The organism is Trichocoleus sp. DQ-U1, from assembly GCF_039961925.1.
Classification (GTDB): domain Bacteria; phylum Cyanobacteriota; class Cyanobacteriia; order Cyanobacteriales; family FACHB-T130; genus FACHB-T130.
In genome coordinates, this window is the sequence record NZ_JAMPKB010000057.1 from 1 (window position 1) to 14,326 (window position 14,326).

At 47.9% G+C, this 14,326-nt stretch carries 11 protein-coding genes and 3 pseudogenes; 5 read left to right on the forward strand and 9 right to left on the reverse strand.

All coding sequences use genetic code 11. The features are described 5' to 3' along the window. A pseudogene (locus NDI34_RS20350) lies at positions 1 to 101 on the forward strand (IS5/IS1182 family transposase); the annotation flags it as partial. Positions 102 to 297: 196 nt separating this feature from the next. Here NDI34_RS20350 and NDI34_RS20355 read toward each other — a convergent pair. From NDI34_RS20355 to nrdJ (NDI34_RS20365), 3 genes and pseudogenes are all read right to left on the reverse strand, one after another. Further along, the gene (locus tag NDI34_RS20355) at positions 298 to 519 is read right to left on the reverse strand and encodes a hypothetical protein (protein ID WP_190410355.1); all 222 of its coding nucleotides are present in this window, start codon (positions 517 to 519) and stop codon (positions 298 to 300) included. A gap of 122 nt (positions 520 to 641) precedes the next feature. After that, positions 642 to 1,712: pseudogene (gene nrdJ, locus NDI34_RS20360) on the reverse strand (ribonucleoside-triphosphate reductase, adenosylcobalamin-dependent); the annotation flags it as partial. A 244-nt stretch (positions 1,713 to 1,956) separates the two neighbouring features. Beyond that, positions 1,957 to 3,186 (reverse strand): annotated as a pseudogene (gene nrdJ, locus NDI34_RS20365) (ribonucleoside-triphosphate reductase, adenosylcobalamin-dependent); the annotation flags it as partial. Positions 3,187 to 3,715: 529 nt separating this feature from the next. Between nrdJ (NDI34_RS20365) and NDI34_RS20370 the strand changes: the two are divergent. Further along, on the forward strand, positions 3,716 to 4,297 hold the full coding sequence (locus NDI34_RS20370) for an Npun_F5749 family FMN-dependent PPOX-type flavoprotein (protein WP_190429301.1): 582 nt from the start codon (positions 3,716 to 3,718) through the stop codon (positions 4,295 to 4,297). Positions 4,298 to 4,359: 62 nt separating this feature from the next. Here the strand turns inward: NDI34_RS20370 and cysE are convergent, their stop codons facing one another. Both cysE and NDI34_RS20380 read right to left on the reverse strand, forming a co-directional pair. Further along, on the reverse strand, positions 4,360 to 5,118 hold the full coding sequence (gene cysE / locus NDI34_RS20375) for a serine O-acetyltransferase (RefSeq protein WP_348233655.1): 759 nt from the start codon (positions 5,116 to 5,118) through the stop codon (positions 4,360 to 4,362). A 163-nt stretch (positions 5,119 to 5,281) separates the two neighbouring features. Continuing rightward, positions 5,282 to 5,743: a hypothetical protein gene (locus NDI34_RS20380; RefSeq protein WP_190410359.1), complete on the reverse strand. Its 462-nt coding sequence runs from the start codon at positions 5,741 to 5,743 to the stop codon at positions 5,282 to 5,284. Positions 5,744 to 5,935: 192 nt separating this feature from the next. Here NDI34_RS20380 and NDI34_RS20385 point away from each other — a divergent pair, with 192 nt between their 5' ends. After that, on the forward strand, positions 5,936 to 6,097 hold the full coding sequence (locus NDI34_RS20385; RefSeq protein ID WP_190429304.1) for a hypothetical protein: 162 nt from the start codon (positions 5,936 to 5,938) through the stop codon (positions 6,095 to 6,097). A 174-nt stretch (positions 6,098 to 6,271) separates the two neighbouring features. Here NDI34_RS20385 and NDI34_RS20390 read toward each other — a convergent pair whose 3' ends face one another. The 4 genes from NDI34_RS20390 to NDI34_RS20405 form a co-directional block, all read right to left on the reverse strand. Then, positions 6,272 to 6,994 carry an alternative oxidase gene (locus NDI34_RS20390; RefSeq protein ID WP_348233656.1) on the reverse strand — a complete coding sequence of 241 codons (723 nt, stop codon included), beginning with the start codon at positions 6,992 to 6,994 and terminating at the stop codon, positions 6,272 to 6,274. 280 nt (positions 6,995 to 7,274) lie between these two features. After that, positions 7,275 to 10,301, reverse strand: coding sequence for an exonuclease subunit SbcC (gene sbcC, locus NDI34_RS20395; protein ID WP_348233657.1), 3,027 nt, complete (start codon positions 10,299 to 10,301; stop codon positions 7,275 to 7,277). Between the two features lie 55 nt (positions 10,302 to 10,356). Beyond that, positions 10,357 to 10,785: a hypothetical protein gene (locus NDI34_RS20400; protein ID WP_348233658.1), complete on the reverse strand. Its 429-nt coding sequence runs from the start codon at positions 10,783 to 10,785 to the stop codon at positions 10,357 to 10,359. Then, positions 10,752 to 10,916: a hypothetical protein gene (locus tag NDI34_RS20405; RefSeq protein ID WP_190821240.1), complete on the reverse strand. Its 165-nt coding sequence runs from the start codon at positions 10,914 to 10,916 to the stop codon at positions 10,752 to 10,754. The genes NDI34_RS20400 and NDI34_RS20405 overlap by 34 nt, the downstream gene beginning before the upstream one ends. Before the next feature lie 125 nt (positions 10,917 to 11,041). Here NDI34_RS20405 and NDI34_RS20410 point away from each other — a divergent pair, with 125 nt between their 5' ends. Beyond that, positions 11,042 to 13,363, forward strand: a complete 2,322-nt coding sequence (locus tag NDI34_RS20410) for an NACHT domain-containing NTPase (protein ID WP_348233659.1) — start codon at positions 11,042 to 11,044, stop codon at positions 13,361 to 13,363. A 203-nt stretch (positions 13,364 to 13,566) separates the two neighbouring features. After that, positions 13,567 to 14,238: a hypothetical protein gene (locus tag NDI34_RS20415; protein WP_190821244.1), complete on the forward strand. Its 672-nt coding sequence runs from the start codon at positions 13,567 to 13,569 to the stop codon at positions 14,236 to 14,238. The last annotated feature ends 88 nt before the right edge of the window (positions 14,239 to 14,326 follow it).

The following is a 14,326-nucleotide window of genomic DNA, read 5'->3' on the forward strand; positions in this document are numbered from 1 at the left end:
AACTCAAGCAGTATCGAGCGATTGCAACGCGCTACGACAAGCGTGCGGTTAACTTTCTCGGTGCGATTCACCTCGCTGCTACGGTCATCTGGTTGAATTGATGACACGCCCTAGGGTACACGCTGAGCGGTTCTCTAATTATTAAAATTCCCTGACTTTTAGCAGTGGCTCAGAAGACATTGCCCAAGGGAGAATTTCAAAGATTAGGGAGGCTAAATTTCTCAGAAAAATCGACTGAGCCGCTGCCAACTTTCCAGCCGTCTTTATCTTTAGCCTCCTTCAGCTTTCGATGCCAAGTTAGTCAATAGAAATTGACTGTGGGCCACTACCTTTGCCGTTACCACTGCCGTTGGAAGAAGCTGTAGGGGAAGGAGCTACACCTGCCTGTCCGTCAAGCCAGGTTTTCACGGGGTCATCATTCAGGTTGATGCGGAGTAAACCAGAAACCAATCCGCCTAAGAAAGCGCCTGGGTGCTGAGTGAATTCTTTAAAGAGCGGGGTTAGTTCATCGAGAAACATTGAGAGTCTCCTGTTGCTGCCTGATAGTAACTGATGTCTATCCGTCGATCGTAGCGTGTCCGATTGCGGGTATTGGTATGGGAAGATGCGATCGCATCTTCCCAAAAACAAGGTTTACGCCTCTATCCAGACTTTTGGTCGGAGAATAAGCACTTATCCGAGTCGCACCCAGCGGGACCGACTTCCATTAAATAGCCTGAATCGTAACGACTTAAAGCAGCATGAAAATTTTCGGTCTGGCGTCGCTTTTCGACTTCCTGGACTATCTGCTCATACTGCTCTTTGGCGATTGGCTCAAACGGCAAGCGCGGAAACGTCTGATGATCGTCGAAGCGAGCTAGAAGCGCTGCTGAGATGTAACCCTGATCGTCTCGGATTGCTTCGTAAATCCGAGTGCCTAACGCTTCGATCTCGCTCTCGCGCAACTCGATGGTCGCGGAGGTGTTGTGACGCACAAAGAATTTTTGAACTTGCATATAAAAATCCATTTGCGCGATCGCGTTAAACTTGCCAATCTCGATTTGATCGGCTCCCGGTAAATCCGCCCAAGCGACAGCAACGGGGATTTCTACCAGCCATTCCGAGCATCTGGGATCGAAGGGATCGTTCAGGAGATTGCCGTTTTCATCTTTATCAGACTGAGACGGAATCACGTTGTACCCGTAGTCAATACACGCCAGAGCAACTGGGTCATTCTTTCTGAAGGTGATCCGGCGCAGAAAACGTTGAGCTTTTGGCGGATGCCAGCCCGGTGAAGCGCCTGTCAGCAAGGATTTTGTCCCGGAAGGCTGAACCGTGGTGCAGCGGTTGGGGCGTTTGATGCCGTGGCGATCGCAATAATCCCATACCACTTGATGCACCGTTTCCCGCCAGCGCGTCAGATATTCCTGCTCCTGTTTCTTAAAGCTTAGTCCTGCCTCTGTTTCCGGTCTCCCTGCTTCCCACCAGCGCAACCAATCTACACCAAAGGCATTCACAAAGAAATCAAATAATCCTGTGAAAGAAACTCCCACAATTGGATCGAGTTCTCGTGACTTTCGATAGCGTTCTTCGACAAATTCGTGATTGAGCAGCGAGGCGACTGATAATGCTCCAGCCGTGAAAGCTTCCTCTTGTTCTTTATAGTTATGTGGGTCAATTTGATTGAGATGAACCTCCGAAAGGTTGCAGTGGAAGTTTGAGCCGATGATTTCCAGTTTTGTTATCCACTATTTCTAGTGGTCTCGGACTATATCTTCACCTGGTCTAGGTGGAGGGCGCTATCTGACCATTATTGGTTTCCCGCAGGTCTAGTCTCTGAACCTTCTCCAGCTCTGGGGCTACCTGCCTTACATCTGGAGCTTGGCTGCTGATTACCTTGCACCTTTTTGGGTGTTTAGGCTTCCAGCAATTCACCCTCTGACTATCTAACCTGTTCCCAGGTTAGGCGGCAAAATCTAAGCTACCGCAAGGATTCAAACCAACACGAGCTAATCGATGCTCTATCTCATCAGGAGATAGGTGGGGGTAGTGTTCTCCTAACCACTGTTCAGCGCTACCTTGACTATAAGCTTGCAGAAAATCAGTTTTCAGCTCAGGGGTTTCTAATAGATCGCAGTTGGCTCTTGCTACTGCTTCTCCTGCCCATTGAATTGCGCCTTCCCCGGAATAATGCTGCTGACGAACAGAGGCAAGGCATTCTTCTAGAGTGGGTTTGTGGTGAAAAACTCTAGTGTGATTTGCCATGCGAAGCGCATCCCGTTCTGGATCGATGCGCCAGTTGCCGTTTTCATCTTGCTGCCAAAGATTGCCTTTCGCGTCGGCAAATTTTTCATCATCGCTAGAACCTTGCCTCATTCCAGCTGAGCGCCTGACGTTGCCAGCAACCACGACAACGGCGGCTTCATCTATTAATAAACAGCACTCAACCGAATTCAGACGCCTTCCTAGAGCTTTATTTAAAATTGACGCGCAACGTTCGTAAAGACCTGACAACTTCACCGGATTGGCAACGCCACCAAAGCCTTTGAGGGGTTCTCCAGCTGCTCGGACATCGGTGAGGTCGATGGATACCTGTACTTCTGCTGTGAAGCGCTCATCGCTCGATAATTCCAGCAAAGTTTGATAAGACTTAACCCAGCCTTGGCGACTGTCTCCGACGTAAATTTTGACTTTTTCGCCCTCTACTTTCACTTCTGTCAGTTCGCGGCGCTGCAACGCAGGAGTAGAGCCAATCTCACCTTGTACCGTCACCACAAGGCGATTGCGAATTCGTGGCAGTTGATTAATGTATTTTGGTTCGAGAACGGCTCCAGTGCCACACCCCATCATTGCCAAATCCATCATCAGACCGAAGGCACGCCAGTCTACTACATTGGTGCTGGTGCAGTTGTAGGCTCCTGAGAAGTTTTCGGGTCTTTCAATCCACTCGCTGCCGCCCACCCAGAGCCAACGTCCAGAGGCAAGAGCTTTCATCTGGCGCTGCATGCGATCGATCGTGTCAGCTTCTTTAGGGGTGAGCTTGCCAAGCTTCGTCAACGCCCTAATCGTGCGATCGCACACTTCATCCCAAGTCTCGCGCCCCGATTGGGTGCGACGGCTGTACGTCCTAAAAAATACAGGATTCGCAGCCGGTGCCGTTTCAGGAAACCGGCTCGTCTGGATTACTCGCTCAAGCTCTCGAACCATAGGTCAAGTCTGATTGGTTTTGGGAAAATTCACAGATCACTTACTATACGCGATCGCAGATATGGGGTCAAAGCTTGAAAAATCGAGGAAATTGCGCTATCCGTGTGGCTTTCTAGATAAAATTGGTACAGTAAAATATCCCATTGAGCGGCTCAATTGGTCACAGTTGTAATAGTTACAAGAGCGTCAAAAGGCAAAAATTAAGGGCGATTGTCAGCCGCCCTTTCCCATCGTTTGAGATTACTGTCTTGCTTTCAATTGCCTTTTTGAGAGGCGGTGCAAACGTTCAACAGCAAACTTATTTCACGAGCGCAACAGACAGGATCTTCCCAATTACAAATACTCCCTGTCGCAGTCATTTGGCTCATCAAATTCGGAGGGCAGCAAGTCGCAAAGTTACCAGATTGCGATCGCGTTAATTTTCCCAAATCCTTTAAAGGAGCGCTAGGAAACAGCAATTAAACAACTCAAGATACTAAACTGATATTTTGGAAAATGGGTAATTGGTAATGGGCATGAACTCTTGACGATGATGCTTGCTCCCTGGCGATCGCTTCTTTCGGGTGCCCTACACCGTAACCGTAGCGAACCCCATTCTCGCTACTTACAGCTAGCCACCATCCAGGCTGATGGGCGTCCTGCTAACCGCACGCTCGTCTTTCGGGGATTTTTAGACAATACCAACCAATTAAAATTTGTCACCGATTCTCGCAGCCAGAAAGCCGATCAAATCGAGCATCACCCTTGGGCAGAAGCTTGCTGGTACTTTACCACCACTCGCGAACAATTTCGCCTCGCTGGGACGCTGACGCTGGTAGGAGCCAATTATCCTGATTCTCTGCTCCAGCAAGCGCGTCAGGTGTCTTGGCAAGACCTTTCCGACGCCGCTCGCCTGCAATTTGGTTGGCCCCATCCCAGAGAAAGGAGAGCCGATGTCAGCACTTTTTCTCCGCCGCCACCCGACCCCCAAAAGCCGCTAGAGAGTTTTTGTCTCCTACTACTAGAACCCGTACAGGTCGATCATTTGGAGTTGCGAGGCGATCCCCAAAACCGAAGTCTTTATCGCCTCGAAAGTTCTCAAGCTTGGTCTATTCAAGCCGTAAATCCGTAAGAATTAAAAACGCAAAATTAAAAATTGAGAAATTCCATTTTTAATTTCTAATTTTTAATTACTCAAATCCCAGAACCATCTAAGAATTGGCGGATCAATCCATCTTGCACACGACAACTGGGTGCGGCGGCTGGGATATCCGATACATGATGTCCGGCTCCTAAGGGAACAGGCATTGAGGCATGAGCCGGTTGTTGTAACTCTTGTACCTGTTGTTCTAGTGCTTCCAGACGGTCAACCAAAGCCCGAATTACCGCAGCCTCAGAATCGGGAAGGCTTCCATGTTCTAAGGGATTCACGCGGACGCCGGAACGATAAAGAATCCGACCCGGAACGCCTACTACCGTACAATCCGAAGGAACATCGCGCAATACAACCGAGCCAGCACCAATGCGGACATTATTGCCGATTTGAAGATTGCCGAGAACTTTGGCACCAGCACCGACTACGACATTTTCCCCCAAGGTAGGGTGACGCTTGCCACTTTCTTTCCCAGTACCGCCTAGCGTAACGCCCTGATAGATCAGAGCATAATCTCCCACAATGGCAGTTTCACCAATTACCACACCCATGCCGTGGTCAATAAAAACGCCCCGCCCGATTACGGCACCAGGGTGGATTTCAATGCCGGTAAAAAAGCGAGCTAAGTGGGAAATCAACCGGGGGATGAAGGGGATTCCCAGTAGTCTTAGCCAGTGTGCAAGGCGATGAAATAGCAGCGCTTGCAAACCGGGATAGCAAAATAAAACCTCCAGCCAGTTACGGGCTGCTGGATCGCGCTCGAAGATGATGCGAAAGTCAGCTAGAAGCGTAGATAGCACGAGTGGATATCCATTTTGGCACTACAGACCACTCACTATCATATCGTTCCGAGTGAGTTTCTAAGGTAGGGGAACCGCACCGAAGTTTTAAATTTTGGATGGCGGTGTGAGAATGATGACAGGTCAAGACTTAGACTCTAAATCATCTAAAAAATCTGGGGTTCTATTCTGGTTGCACAGAAAGCGTATAATCCCATCTTTGCCGCTCTTTGATGGAACCTACCCAAATACTATAGTTGCCTGATTTCCAGTCTGAGTCTGTGATACTCGCATCTTTGTTGGAACCCGTGTCATCGCCACAGCGAATGGTACCATCAGGCCCCTTGATGACTAGAGTGCTGTCCTTGCCTCCAGTATTTACTTTTACTGTCAGATTGGGGAAACCTTTCTTCACCACCATGATATGGTCGGGAGTTTCGTCGCCCCCATAACCAATACAGGGGTTGTTCTGGCGATCGCGATTCGCGATCGCTGACAGGGAGAATGCTCCGCTGGTATAACCAGTCACAGATGCCTTGCCACTTCCATCAACAATCAAACGGTCAAAATTTGCTTCTTTTGCTAAAACGGCTGTAGCGCTGAAAACGGTCAGTAAAGCTAGAATTCCAAAACGCCTAAATTGCATGGCAAGTACCTCTTCTCAACTACGGTATTTATTTTCTCTCCGTAGATGAGTACGGAATATAGATAAGCCTACTTATAGTTGTAATCAAAACGGTTCTCTCTATTGGCAGTATAGGTGCCAGATGTATGTCTGCCACATGAATCACCAATTTTTTGTTGCAGTATTTTGTTGCCCTATTTTGTAGGAGGTTGTGTGCCCCTCGTTATCTTGATGATGCTGCTGTTTGTCACCAGCTGGTTCTTCTCGGAAGTTTTAGTGTTATTTCCTTTGAGCATTTTGAATTTAGTATCAATCCCCCACTGGTTGATGATGGTAGGGATCTTGATCTTTTTTGCCTGGTGTTTTGGGGAATAATGCTCAACTGTGTGCGTGTTAGCTCAAAAAATCGAGAGCATCTTCAGCCTTTTAAAAAATGCAAATTAAAGAACTCCACCCCAACGGGAAGGTTTGGGGCGGGGTTCTTTAAAATTCCGCTACTAATGCTCTAGCACCGGCTAGCAAGCAAGAGAATAGCCAATTAACTACTACTTAAAAGGGAGAATCAGCTAACTCGCGCTCAAGCTCAGCGTCTGTCACTAGAGGCAGTACAACCTGCTGTTCCGAATAAGGGAGAGAGTGGGGACTCTTAAAGGTTTTCTGAGCATCCGCTTTTTGACACGCCATCATGGTTTTGACGTGTTCGCCTTCGTCATCCCGGATGTTGACGAAAACGTCATAGAGGTTATCAACCGCAGGGCGGCGAGATTCGGGGACTACGCCGGTTTGAAATTCATCAAATAGGTAGAGATCGCCGTCCCGGTAGTAGTTGATCGCAACTTGGGGCGCGGGTTTGGTTTTCAATTCGGCTTCATGCTCGCGCAAGAAGGCGTCGTAGGTATGATGGGCGTGTTCTTCCACCATTTCCATGAAGTTGTAGGCGGTGCGGGGCGAAACGATGTAAAGAGCTACAACGACCCAATAGTAGAAGAGGGCTGTGGTTTGGGCAAGGAAGCGATCGCTCCAATGTTGGTTTCCCCCTAGGGATTCCATAATCAGCAGGTGGTGCATTTCATTCCAAGATTCAGCGAAGTGAACCTTGAGCCAGTCAGCTTTTCGCCACCAACCGAGGGTTTCGTAAAGGTGTAAAACTGATAGGAAGGAAAAATAGGGGACGCGAGCCACTGTTTCTAGCACGTAGAAGCGCTGATAAGGGCGATCGCGATAAAGCGTGTCGATCGCGAACACAAGCACGCTAACCAGAAATCGAATCATTAAGTCCTCCCTTAGGAGTGAGAAGAATGGCTGAAAATTCAGCCTGGAGGAAGATGCTGTTGGGTTTTTCTTTCCTCTTACTTTGATCGTAGCGCTCCCCGTAGCGATGGGTATCGCCTGAGTGGGTGAACTAGGGTGAGAAGTCCGAACATTAGGGTTCGGGTTGCAACTTACCTAACCCTTGAGCCATCTTCAAAGCCCCGCTCCGCTTCGGAGAGGGGTTTGGGGAGAGTTCTGCCAACTTCTACACCATAGGGAACGCGATTAGGGGGCTAAGTTCCTACAGCACCAAGCTCAAGTGAGAACCGCTGGGGGTTTTATACACTTCAATCCGAGTCTGGAAGGCTTCTTTGAATTGCGGCATATGGGTGACAGTGAGGATGCAGGCGAAGTCAGGCGCGATCGCATTAATTGCGGCAATCAAGCGATCGCATCCTTCCGCATCTTGGGTGCCAAATCCCTCATCGATAATCAGCATTTGCAATGCTGTTCCCGCACGCTGCGCCAACAATTTCGCTAAAGCTAGACGAATCGCAAAGTTAATCCGAAACGCTTCCCCGCCAGAATAAGTTTCATAAGGGCGGGTGCCGCGAGCATCGGCAATTAAAATATCTAAAGTGTCAATCATTTTGCTAGCTTTTTTTGCAGAGCGTCCACTCCGCCCTGCTTTCTGAGTAACAAACTGTACGTGTAACTGGTTTCCACTAAGCCGAGAGAGGAGAGTATTCGTTTCTGCTTCCAATTGAGGCAGAATATTTTCAATCATCAGAGTCTGGATGCCATTTTTGCCAAAAGCTTGCCCCAATTCCTGGTAAACGCGATATTGCTGTCGCACCTTGGCGTGCTGAGCAGTGAGTGCGTCATGCTGAGTTTGAAGCGTTTCTAGATAATGTTGTTGTTGTTGCAAGCTTCCTAACTGGCGTTGCTTCTCGTCGAGTTGCAGACGCCGCCGCTGTATCTGCTGTTCAATCGTTGTAATTTCGGCTTTCGTATCGGGTGTTTGTTGCAACTGGCGAACGATGGTGTCTATCTGAGTCGTCATCTGTTGCAAATCTTGCGATCGCATTTGCAACGATTGCTCCAAATCTTGCGATCGCTTTAATAAAGAAGGATATTGCTGTTGCGCGGAAGCGAGTTCCTGATAACGGACTTGCCACGCCTGAGACTTGCGTAAAGCGGTTCTAAGCGCGTCGTGCTGCGATCGCTCGTAACCAATTTCCGCCATTTCTCGATCGAGTGCTTCAATCTGCCGCGATAATTCCGAATTTACTTGCAGTTGCTGCATTTGCGATTGCAGATTCGCAATTTTCGCCACCAATTCTGGCATCTGAGCGTCTATTTGAGCTTGACGCCGCTGTGCTTGTTTAACTTCTGCTTGCTTAATTTCTGCCCAGCGCCAGCGCTCTACCTCACCTCTGGCGAGGGCATGGTCTTGCTCATTGTAGTTAAGTTGTTGCAACTGTTGCTCAAGGTGGCGCAGTTCTTCTTGTCGATCGGGTGCATAGTTACCGGAGGAAAGCGATCGCTCAATTTGTTGCTTTTCTACCTCAATTTGTTGCAGGCGCGTCTGGATTTCAGCCATAGCGGAACTCTCCGCAGCTAACTGTCCCCGTTGTTCGCGCAAGGAATCGTAGTTTGCCAATGCTTGGGCAATTTCGGCAATTTCCTTCCGCAACCCCTGTAGTTGGTACTCGCAGACCGCAAGTAGCCCCTCTACATCCCAGAATTGATCTTGAATTCCCTGTTGCTGATCGTGGGTTTTTTGCACCACTAGCTGCCAGTGGTGTTCGTCGAGAGGGCGATCGCATAAAGGGCAACTGGCATTTGGCGTCTGGATCAGTTGCAGCTTTTGGTCGATTTCTGCCAGTTTAGTTTCGCATTCTTTTTGAGCCGCTTGGAGGCGATCGCGAGAACTCCGCTGTTGCAGTTCTTTCTCCTGCACCCGTTCCTGATAGACGCGCTTTTTGTCAAGTTGCTGTATTTGACTTTGAACTTGTTGTAATTGCTGTTGCAATTGAGGTAGGCGTTTTTGCCTGTCTTGCAACTGGGCAGCGGATTTGCGAAGTTCTTCTAATCTGGCAGATAATCGCGCTTGAGAGCGATCGAGTTCCATCTGCACCTGTCCGCGACGTTGCACCAAAGGGGCGACTTGTAACTGCAACCGATCGAGATGACTCACGTAACCCCGCGCCTCTTGGAGTTGTTTAACTCCGGCTTCTACTTCTTCGGTGCGGCTGAGGATTTGCTGAATATCTGCCCTAGATTGCCGTACCGCTTCTAGTTGTCCTTGAGCTTGTCGGAGTTGCAGGTTAAGTTCGTTAATTTGCCGCTCAAGCTGTCGTTGGAGTTGTTGCCGTTGCTGTTGAGCATCTTGGTAAGCTTGTGACTGAGCGGTGAGGGTTTCTTCCTGGGCTTGCAAATCTTGGTAGTGAGCATACCCCGCCGTAATTTGTTCTTTTTGATTCAGTAAAGCTTCTAATTGTTGTTGTTGCAGTTGAGTTGTGGCAATTTCTTGGCGATAGCGATCGCAATCTTTGGTGAGATTTTGATATTGCTGGCGAACAAAGCTTAGTTGTTGTTCCCAAGTTTGCCGCTGATGCTGGATTGCGAGCAGACTTTGGACTTTTTCATTGTCAACAGCTTGGGCTTGCTGTAATTCTGCCAGTTGAGTTTCCAGAATTGGTTGTTGTTGAGCGATCGCATCTTTTTGTTGCAGTTGTTGCTTAATCGTCTGCAAATTCTGATCCAATTGCTCCGCCTGTCCTTTTAATTGGCGGGATAAATCCTTTGCCTGTTCTGCCAATTCTTCATATTGAGACAGTTTCAGCAAATCCGCGAGAATTTCTTTCCGTTCGCTGGGACGCTTGAGCATAAACTCATCCGCCCGTCCTTGACGCAGATAAGCCGAATTCACAAAAGTGTCGTAATCCAGCTTGAGGTGATGCACGATTGCTTCCTGCGTCGCCCGGATTCCGCGCCCGGTTAAAGAGCGAAAATCGCCGGATGATTGGACTTGAAATTCCAGCGATCCACCTTGTCCCCGGATGCGGGTGCGAATGATGCGATAGGTTTGGCGATCGCATTGGAAGGTGAAATCAACCCGAACTTCTTTAGCACCGGCGTGGATGACATCATCTTCTGTTGCGGCGCGGCTTTCACCCCAAATCGTCCAAGTGATTGCTTCCAAGAGGGAAGATTTACCCGCACCATTAGAACCGCAAATACAGGCGGTATGTAGACCGCTAAACTCTAAGGTAGCCTCGCGGTAGCTGAGGAAATTTTTGAGAACCAGTTGCTGTGGGATCATTCAGGCTATAGCGCCATACCTTTTATCAGAAGTAGCAGTACATCTGCACTATTGTTTAGTTTAGCGGTTGAAAAATCAGGTTTTTGGCGATTAAGACGGAATTTGATGTAAAAATTTCTGCTAAATCAAAATATTCGTGGCGAATGGAATTCGCGGCTATACAGACGAAACCCGCCTGCGCGGGTTTTAGAAATACTGCTATCCATTGCTCTATCTCGGCTTTGCGTCTAGCCTTCTGTTCTATTTCTTCCCGAATCATCCAAGAAGCAACTGCAACAATTTCCAAGCCTTCTTCATATGTAGGGGAGATGCGATCGCGAAGTGCGGACTTATCAATTCGCGCTTTCAAGGCTAGGTTACGCGATCGCATCACACCCATCATCCTAAAAAACTCAAACCCGCGCAGGCGGGTTTCGTCTGTGTAGCCGCGAATTCCATTCGCCCGGTTGATTATTTGCGCGATCGCCATTTGATGTAGAGACAAAACCACAACACCGAAATCCGGCGTCTGACAGCCTGACTTTTTTTAAGCTTCCGGAAGCCTGCCTTAGCAGACTCTTCAATCAGCATTACAGTCAAGACTTGGAGGATAAAGCAGAGTGTGCCAGTTAGCATTGCGTTAAGAAGCAAGTTTCAATCTTGTCTCTCTCATCATCTGAAGCAAATGTTTGCGATCGCTTGTATGCGCTGTATGCGTTGTATGAGTTATCAAAGAAACATCAGCGTTTTGTGGTTAGACAATGGCAGAGCGATCGCTCCGGGCATCTTCAGAAGGCATTCAGAAAGCAAAGAAGGTCGTTAAATACCAAGGCTGGACGCAAACACAGATTGGAGATCAAGTAGGAACGACTCGCCAGCCTGTAGGAAAATTTTTAGCGGGTAAACCGATTGAGCGTCCTACTTTTATTGATATCTGCCGTTTGCTGGATCTCGATTGGGAAGAAATCGCTGAACCTGAACCAGAGGAGCAGAATCAGGACACGAGCATTGATATCACTGCGCTGGTGCAAGAGGTACGCGAAAAGATCAAACCCATCATTCAGGAACGCTGTGGCACAATGCGCGTGCTAGATATGACTCACCCCATTGGGTTGAATGATATCTACACCAACGTCAACATTCTGGAGAAAATTACCGGGCGCAGGCGCAAAGAGATTACTGAATTATTGCAAGAGTGCAACTTTGAGGATGTTGATCGCTTTGGACTGGGCAGAATCACTGAAGAACGAGTGCCAGGGCTAGATGCGGTCAAGAAACATCCCAAGCTGATGATCTTGGGTAAGCCAGGGGCAGGTAAAACCACTTTTTTGAAATATCTAGCGATTCAGTGTAATAAGAGTGAGTTCCAGGCTGATCGCGTGCCGATTTTTGTTACCCTCAAAGACTTTGCTGAAGCCGTTAATAAACCGAGTTTATTGGAATACATCAATCAGCAATTCGCGGGCTGCGGGGTTATAGAGACAAAGGTTATCGCATCTCTACAAGATGTAATCGAACGCGGCAGAGCATTGATTTTACTCGATGGGCTAGATGAAGTTAGAGAGGAAGACAATAAGCGTGTATTAAAAGAGATCCGTGATTTATCTGACCAGTTTCGGGACAATCACTTTGTCATGACCTGCCGAATCGCAGCGCGGGAATATACCTTCCAGAAATTCACAGAGGTGGAAGTTGCAGATTTTGATAGTGAACAAATTGCTACCTTTGCCATTAACTGGTTTAAGAATAAAGCTGTAAAAGCAGAGACTTTTATCGAACGCCTCGAAGAAAATGAGCGAATCAACGAACTTGCCGCAAGTCCGCTACTGCTGACGCTCTTATGTTTGGCCTTTGAAGAATCAGGGGATTTTCCAGCGAATCGTTCTGAACTATACAAAGAAGGGCTGGATGCGCTGCTGAAAAAATGGGATGCCAAGCGCGGGATTCAACGCGATCAAGTTTACAAAAAGCTATCAATTCAACGTAAGGAAGATTTACTCAGCAAAATTGCCCTGACTACGTTTGAGGAAGGTGACTTTTTCTTTAAGCAGAAAGTAGCCGAGCAGTACATCACTGATTACATCCGTAATTTACCTGATGCCAATGCTGACCCGGAAGCATTGCAACTGGACAGTGAGGTAGTTTTGCGTTCGATTGAATATCAACATGGACTATTAGTGGAACGCGCTAAAGGAATTTACTCGTTTTCCCATCTGACATTTCACGAGTATTTCACTGCTAGAGAAATTGTTTTTGGAATCCAGCCATTAGAGGAAAGGTTGCAGAATCTGGTTAGTCAGATCACTGAGAAACGCTGGCGCGAAGTCTTTTTGCTAGCCGTTGGGATGTCGCCAAGTGCAGATTGTTTACTACAGTTAATGAAACATCAAGTTGATGGGATTGTAGCGGCTGATGAGAAGTTGCAGCAGTTCCTAATGTGGGTTAGAAAGAAATCTCTGTCAGTCCAAATTCCATATAAGTATAAGTCAGCAGCTGTCCGCGCTTTTTACTTCGCCCTCAGCCCCGCCCGCGACCTCGACCTCACCCTCAGCCTCGACTGCAACCTCGACCTCGACCTCGACCGCGACCGCGACCGCGGCCTCAACCTCGACCTCGCCCTCGACCTTACCCTCTACCTCGCCCTTACCCTCGACCTTACCCTCTACCTCGCCCTTAAGAATGCCCACGACCACGCCCTTAAGAATACCCTCGACCACACCCTCAACTATGCCCTCGACCGCGAACCAGAACTAAAGAACTTGCTGCAACAACTGAAAGATCAATTACCTAAATTACCTAAATCGAAAGATCGGGCACTAACTAAGCAATGGTGGAAAGCCAACGGTAAAGCTTGGGCTGAGCAATTAAGAGCTGTGATGATTAAGTACCGTAATATCGGTCACGATTGGAAGTTCAGCAAAAAACAAGAGGAATTATTTAGGCAGTATTACGATGCCAATAAGTTAGTAGTGGAGTGCCTAAATAGCGATTGTTATGTAAGTCGTGAGGTGCGGCAGGAGATAGAGGATACCTTGTTGTTACCCATAGCAGAGATTGAGAAACGAAAAAGAGGATTAATGTAGCGCGAGCGCATTTTTTGCAATTCTTCCCGAACAACGCGATCGCACATTGAAGATAGATTGTTTTACCTGTTTCAGGAATTGATACAGTTAATTAAGGTTTAATATCTCACCAAAAAAAGTTTTATTTTGCAGAAACTTTTTGAACCCACGAACTTCTAAGAAGGTATCAGTAAAAATACACAAAGTTCGTGAGTTCCCTATTTATGACTTCCTTAAACAACCTAAAGTCTGGCGTTTTGGTATTGATGGCTCTGGGCACATTTGCCGGTTCTGTTGGCGCTGTACCCATCAATGTTCCTGTCCCTACAGTCCCTCGTGCCAGCAACCCATCTCAGACCAAGACTGTAATTTCTTCGGGAGCTTCTATTCCTGTTAGATATGACGGAACGGCTGAAAAAATCTTGCTATCTCGAACCGAAAAAGTGCCTTTAACTTTAACAGTTTCATCCACTGTTAAAAGCAGTTACGGGACAACTTTGATTCCGGCAGGAACAAAGATTCTCGGTCAATTGGAACCCGCTGGTCAAGGCTCTCGATTTGTTGCTACACAAATTGTTCTCCCTTTGGATGGGACTCGGACAATCAATGCCACTTCTCAAATTGTGACGAGAACTGAACAAATCAAAAAAGGTTCTAGAACTAACACAATTTTGAAAGGTGCCGCCTTGGGTGGAGCCGCTGCATCCGCGATCGCAGCACTGGTTGGCGACAAAGCGATCGCTACTGAAGAAGTCTTGGGTGGCTCAGGCTTGGGCGCTTTAGCTGGGCTATTTTGGGGACGCAAATCGGTTGATGTCATCTCCGTGAATCCCAGCCTTGATTTGAGGACTATCACGCTGGCTTCTCAGCTGCCAGTTACCGTCGCTCTACGCTAAACAGGGAATTCCTAATTTCCCTTAGTGATGCTACACATCAGAATCCGTCTGTTACAGACCTAAAGTGAAATGGTATAAGAACGCTCCA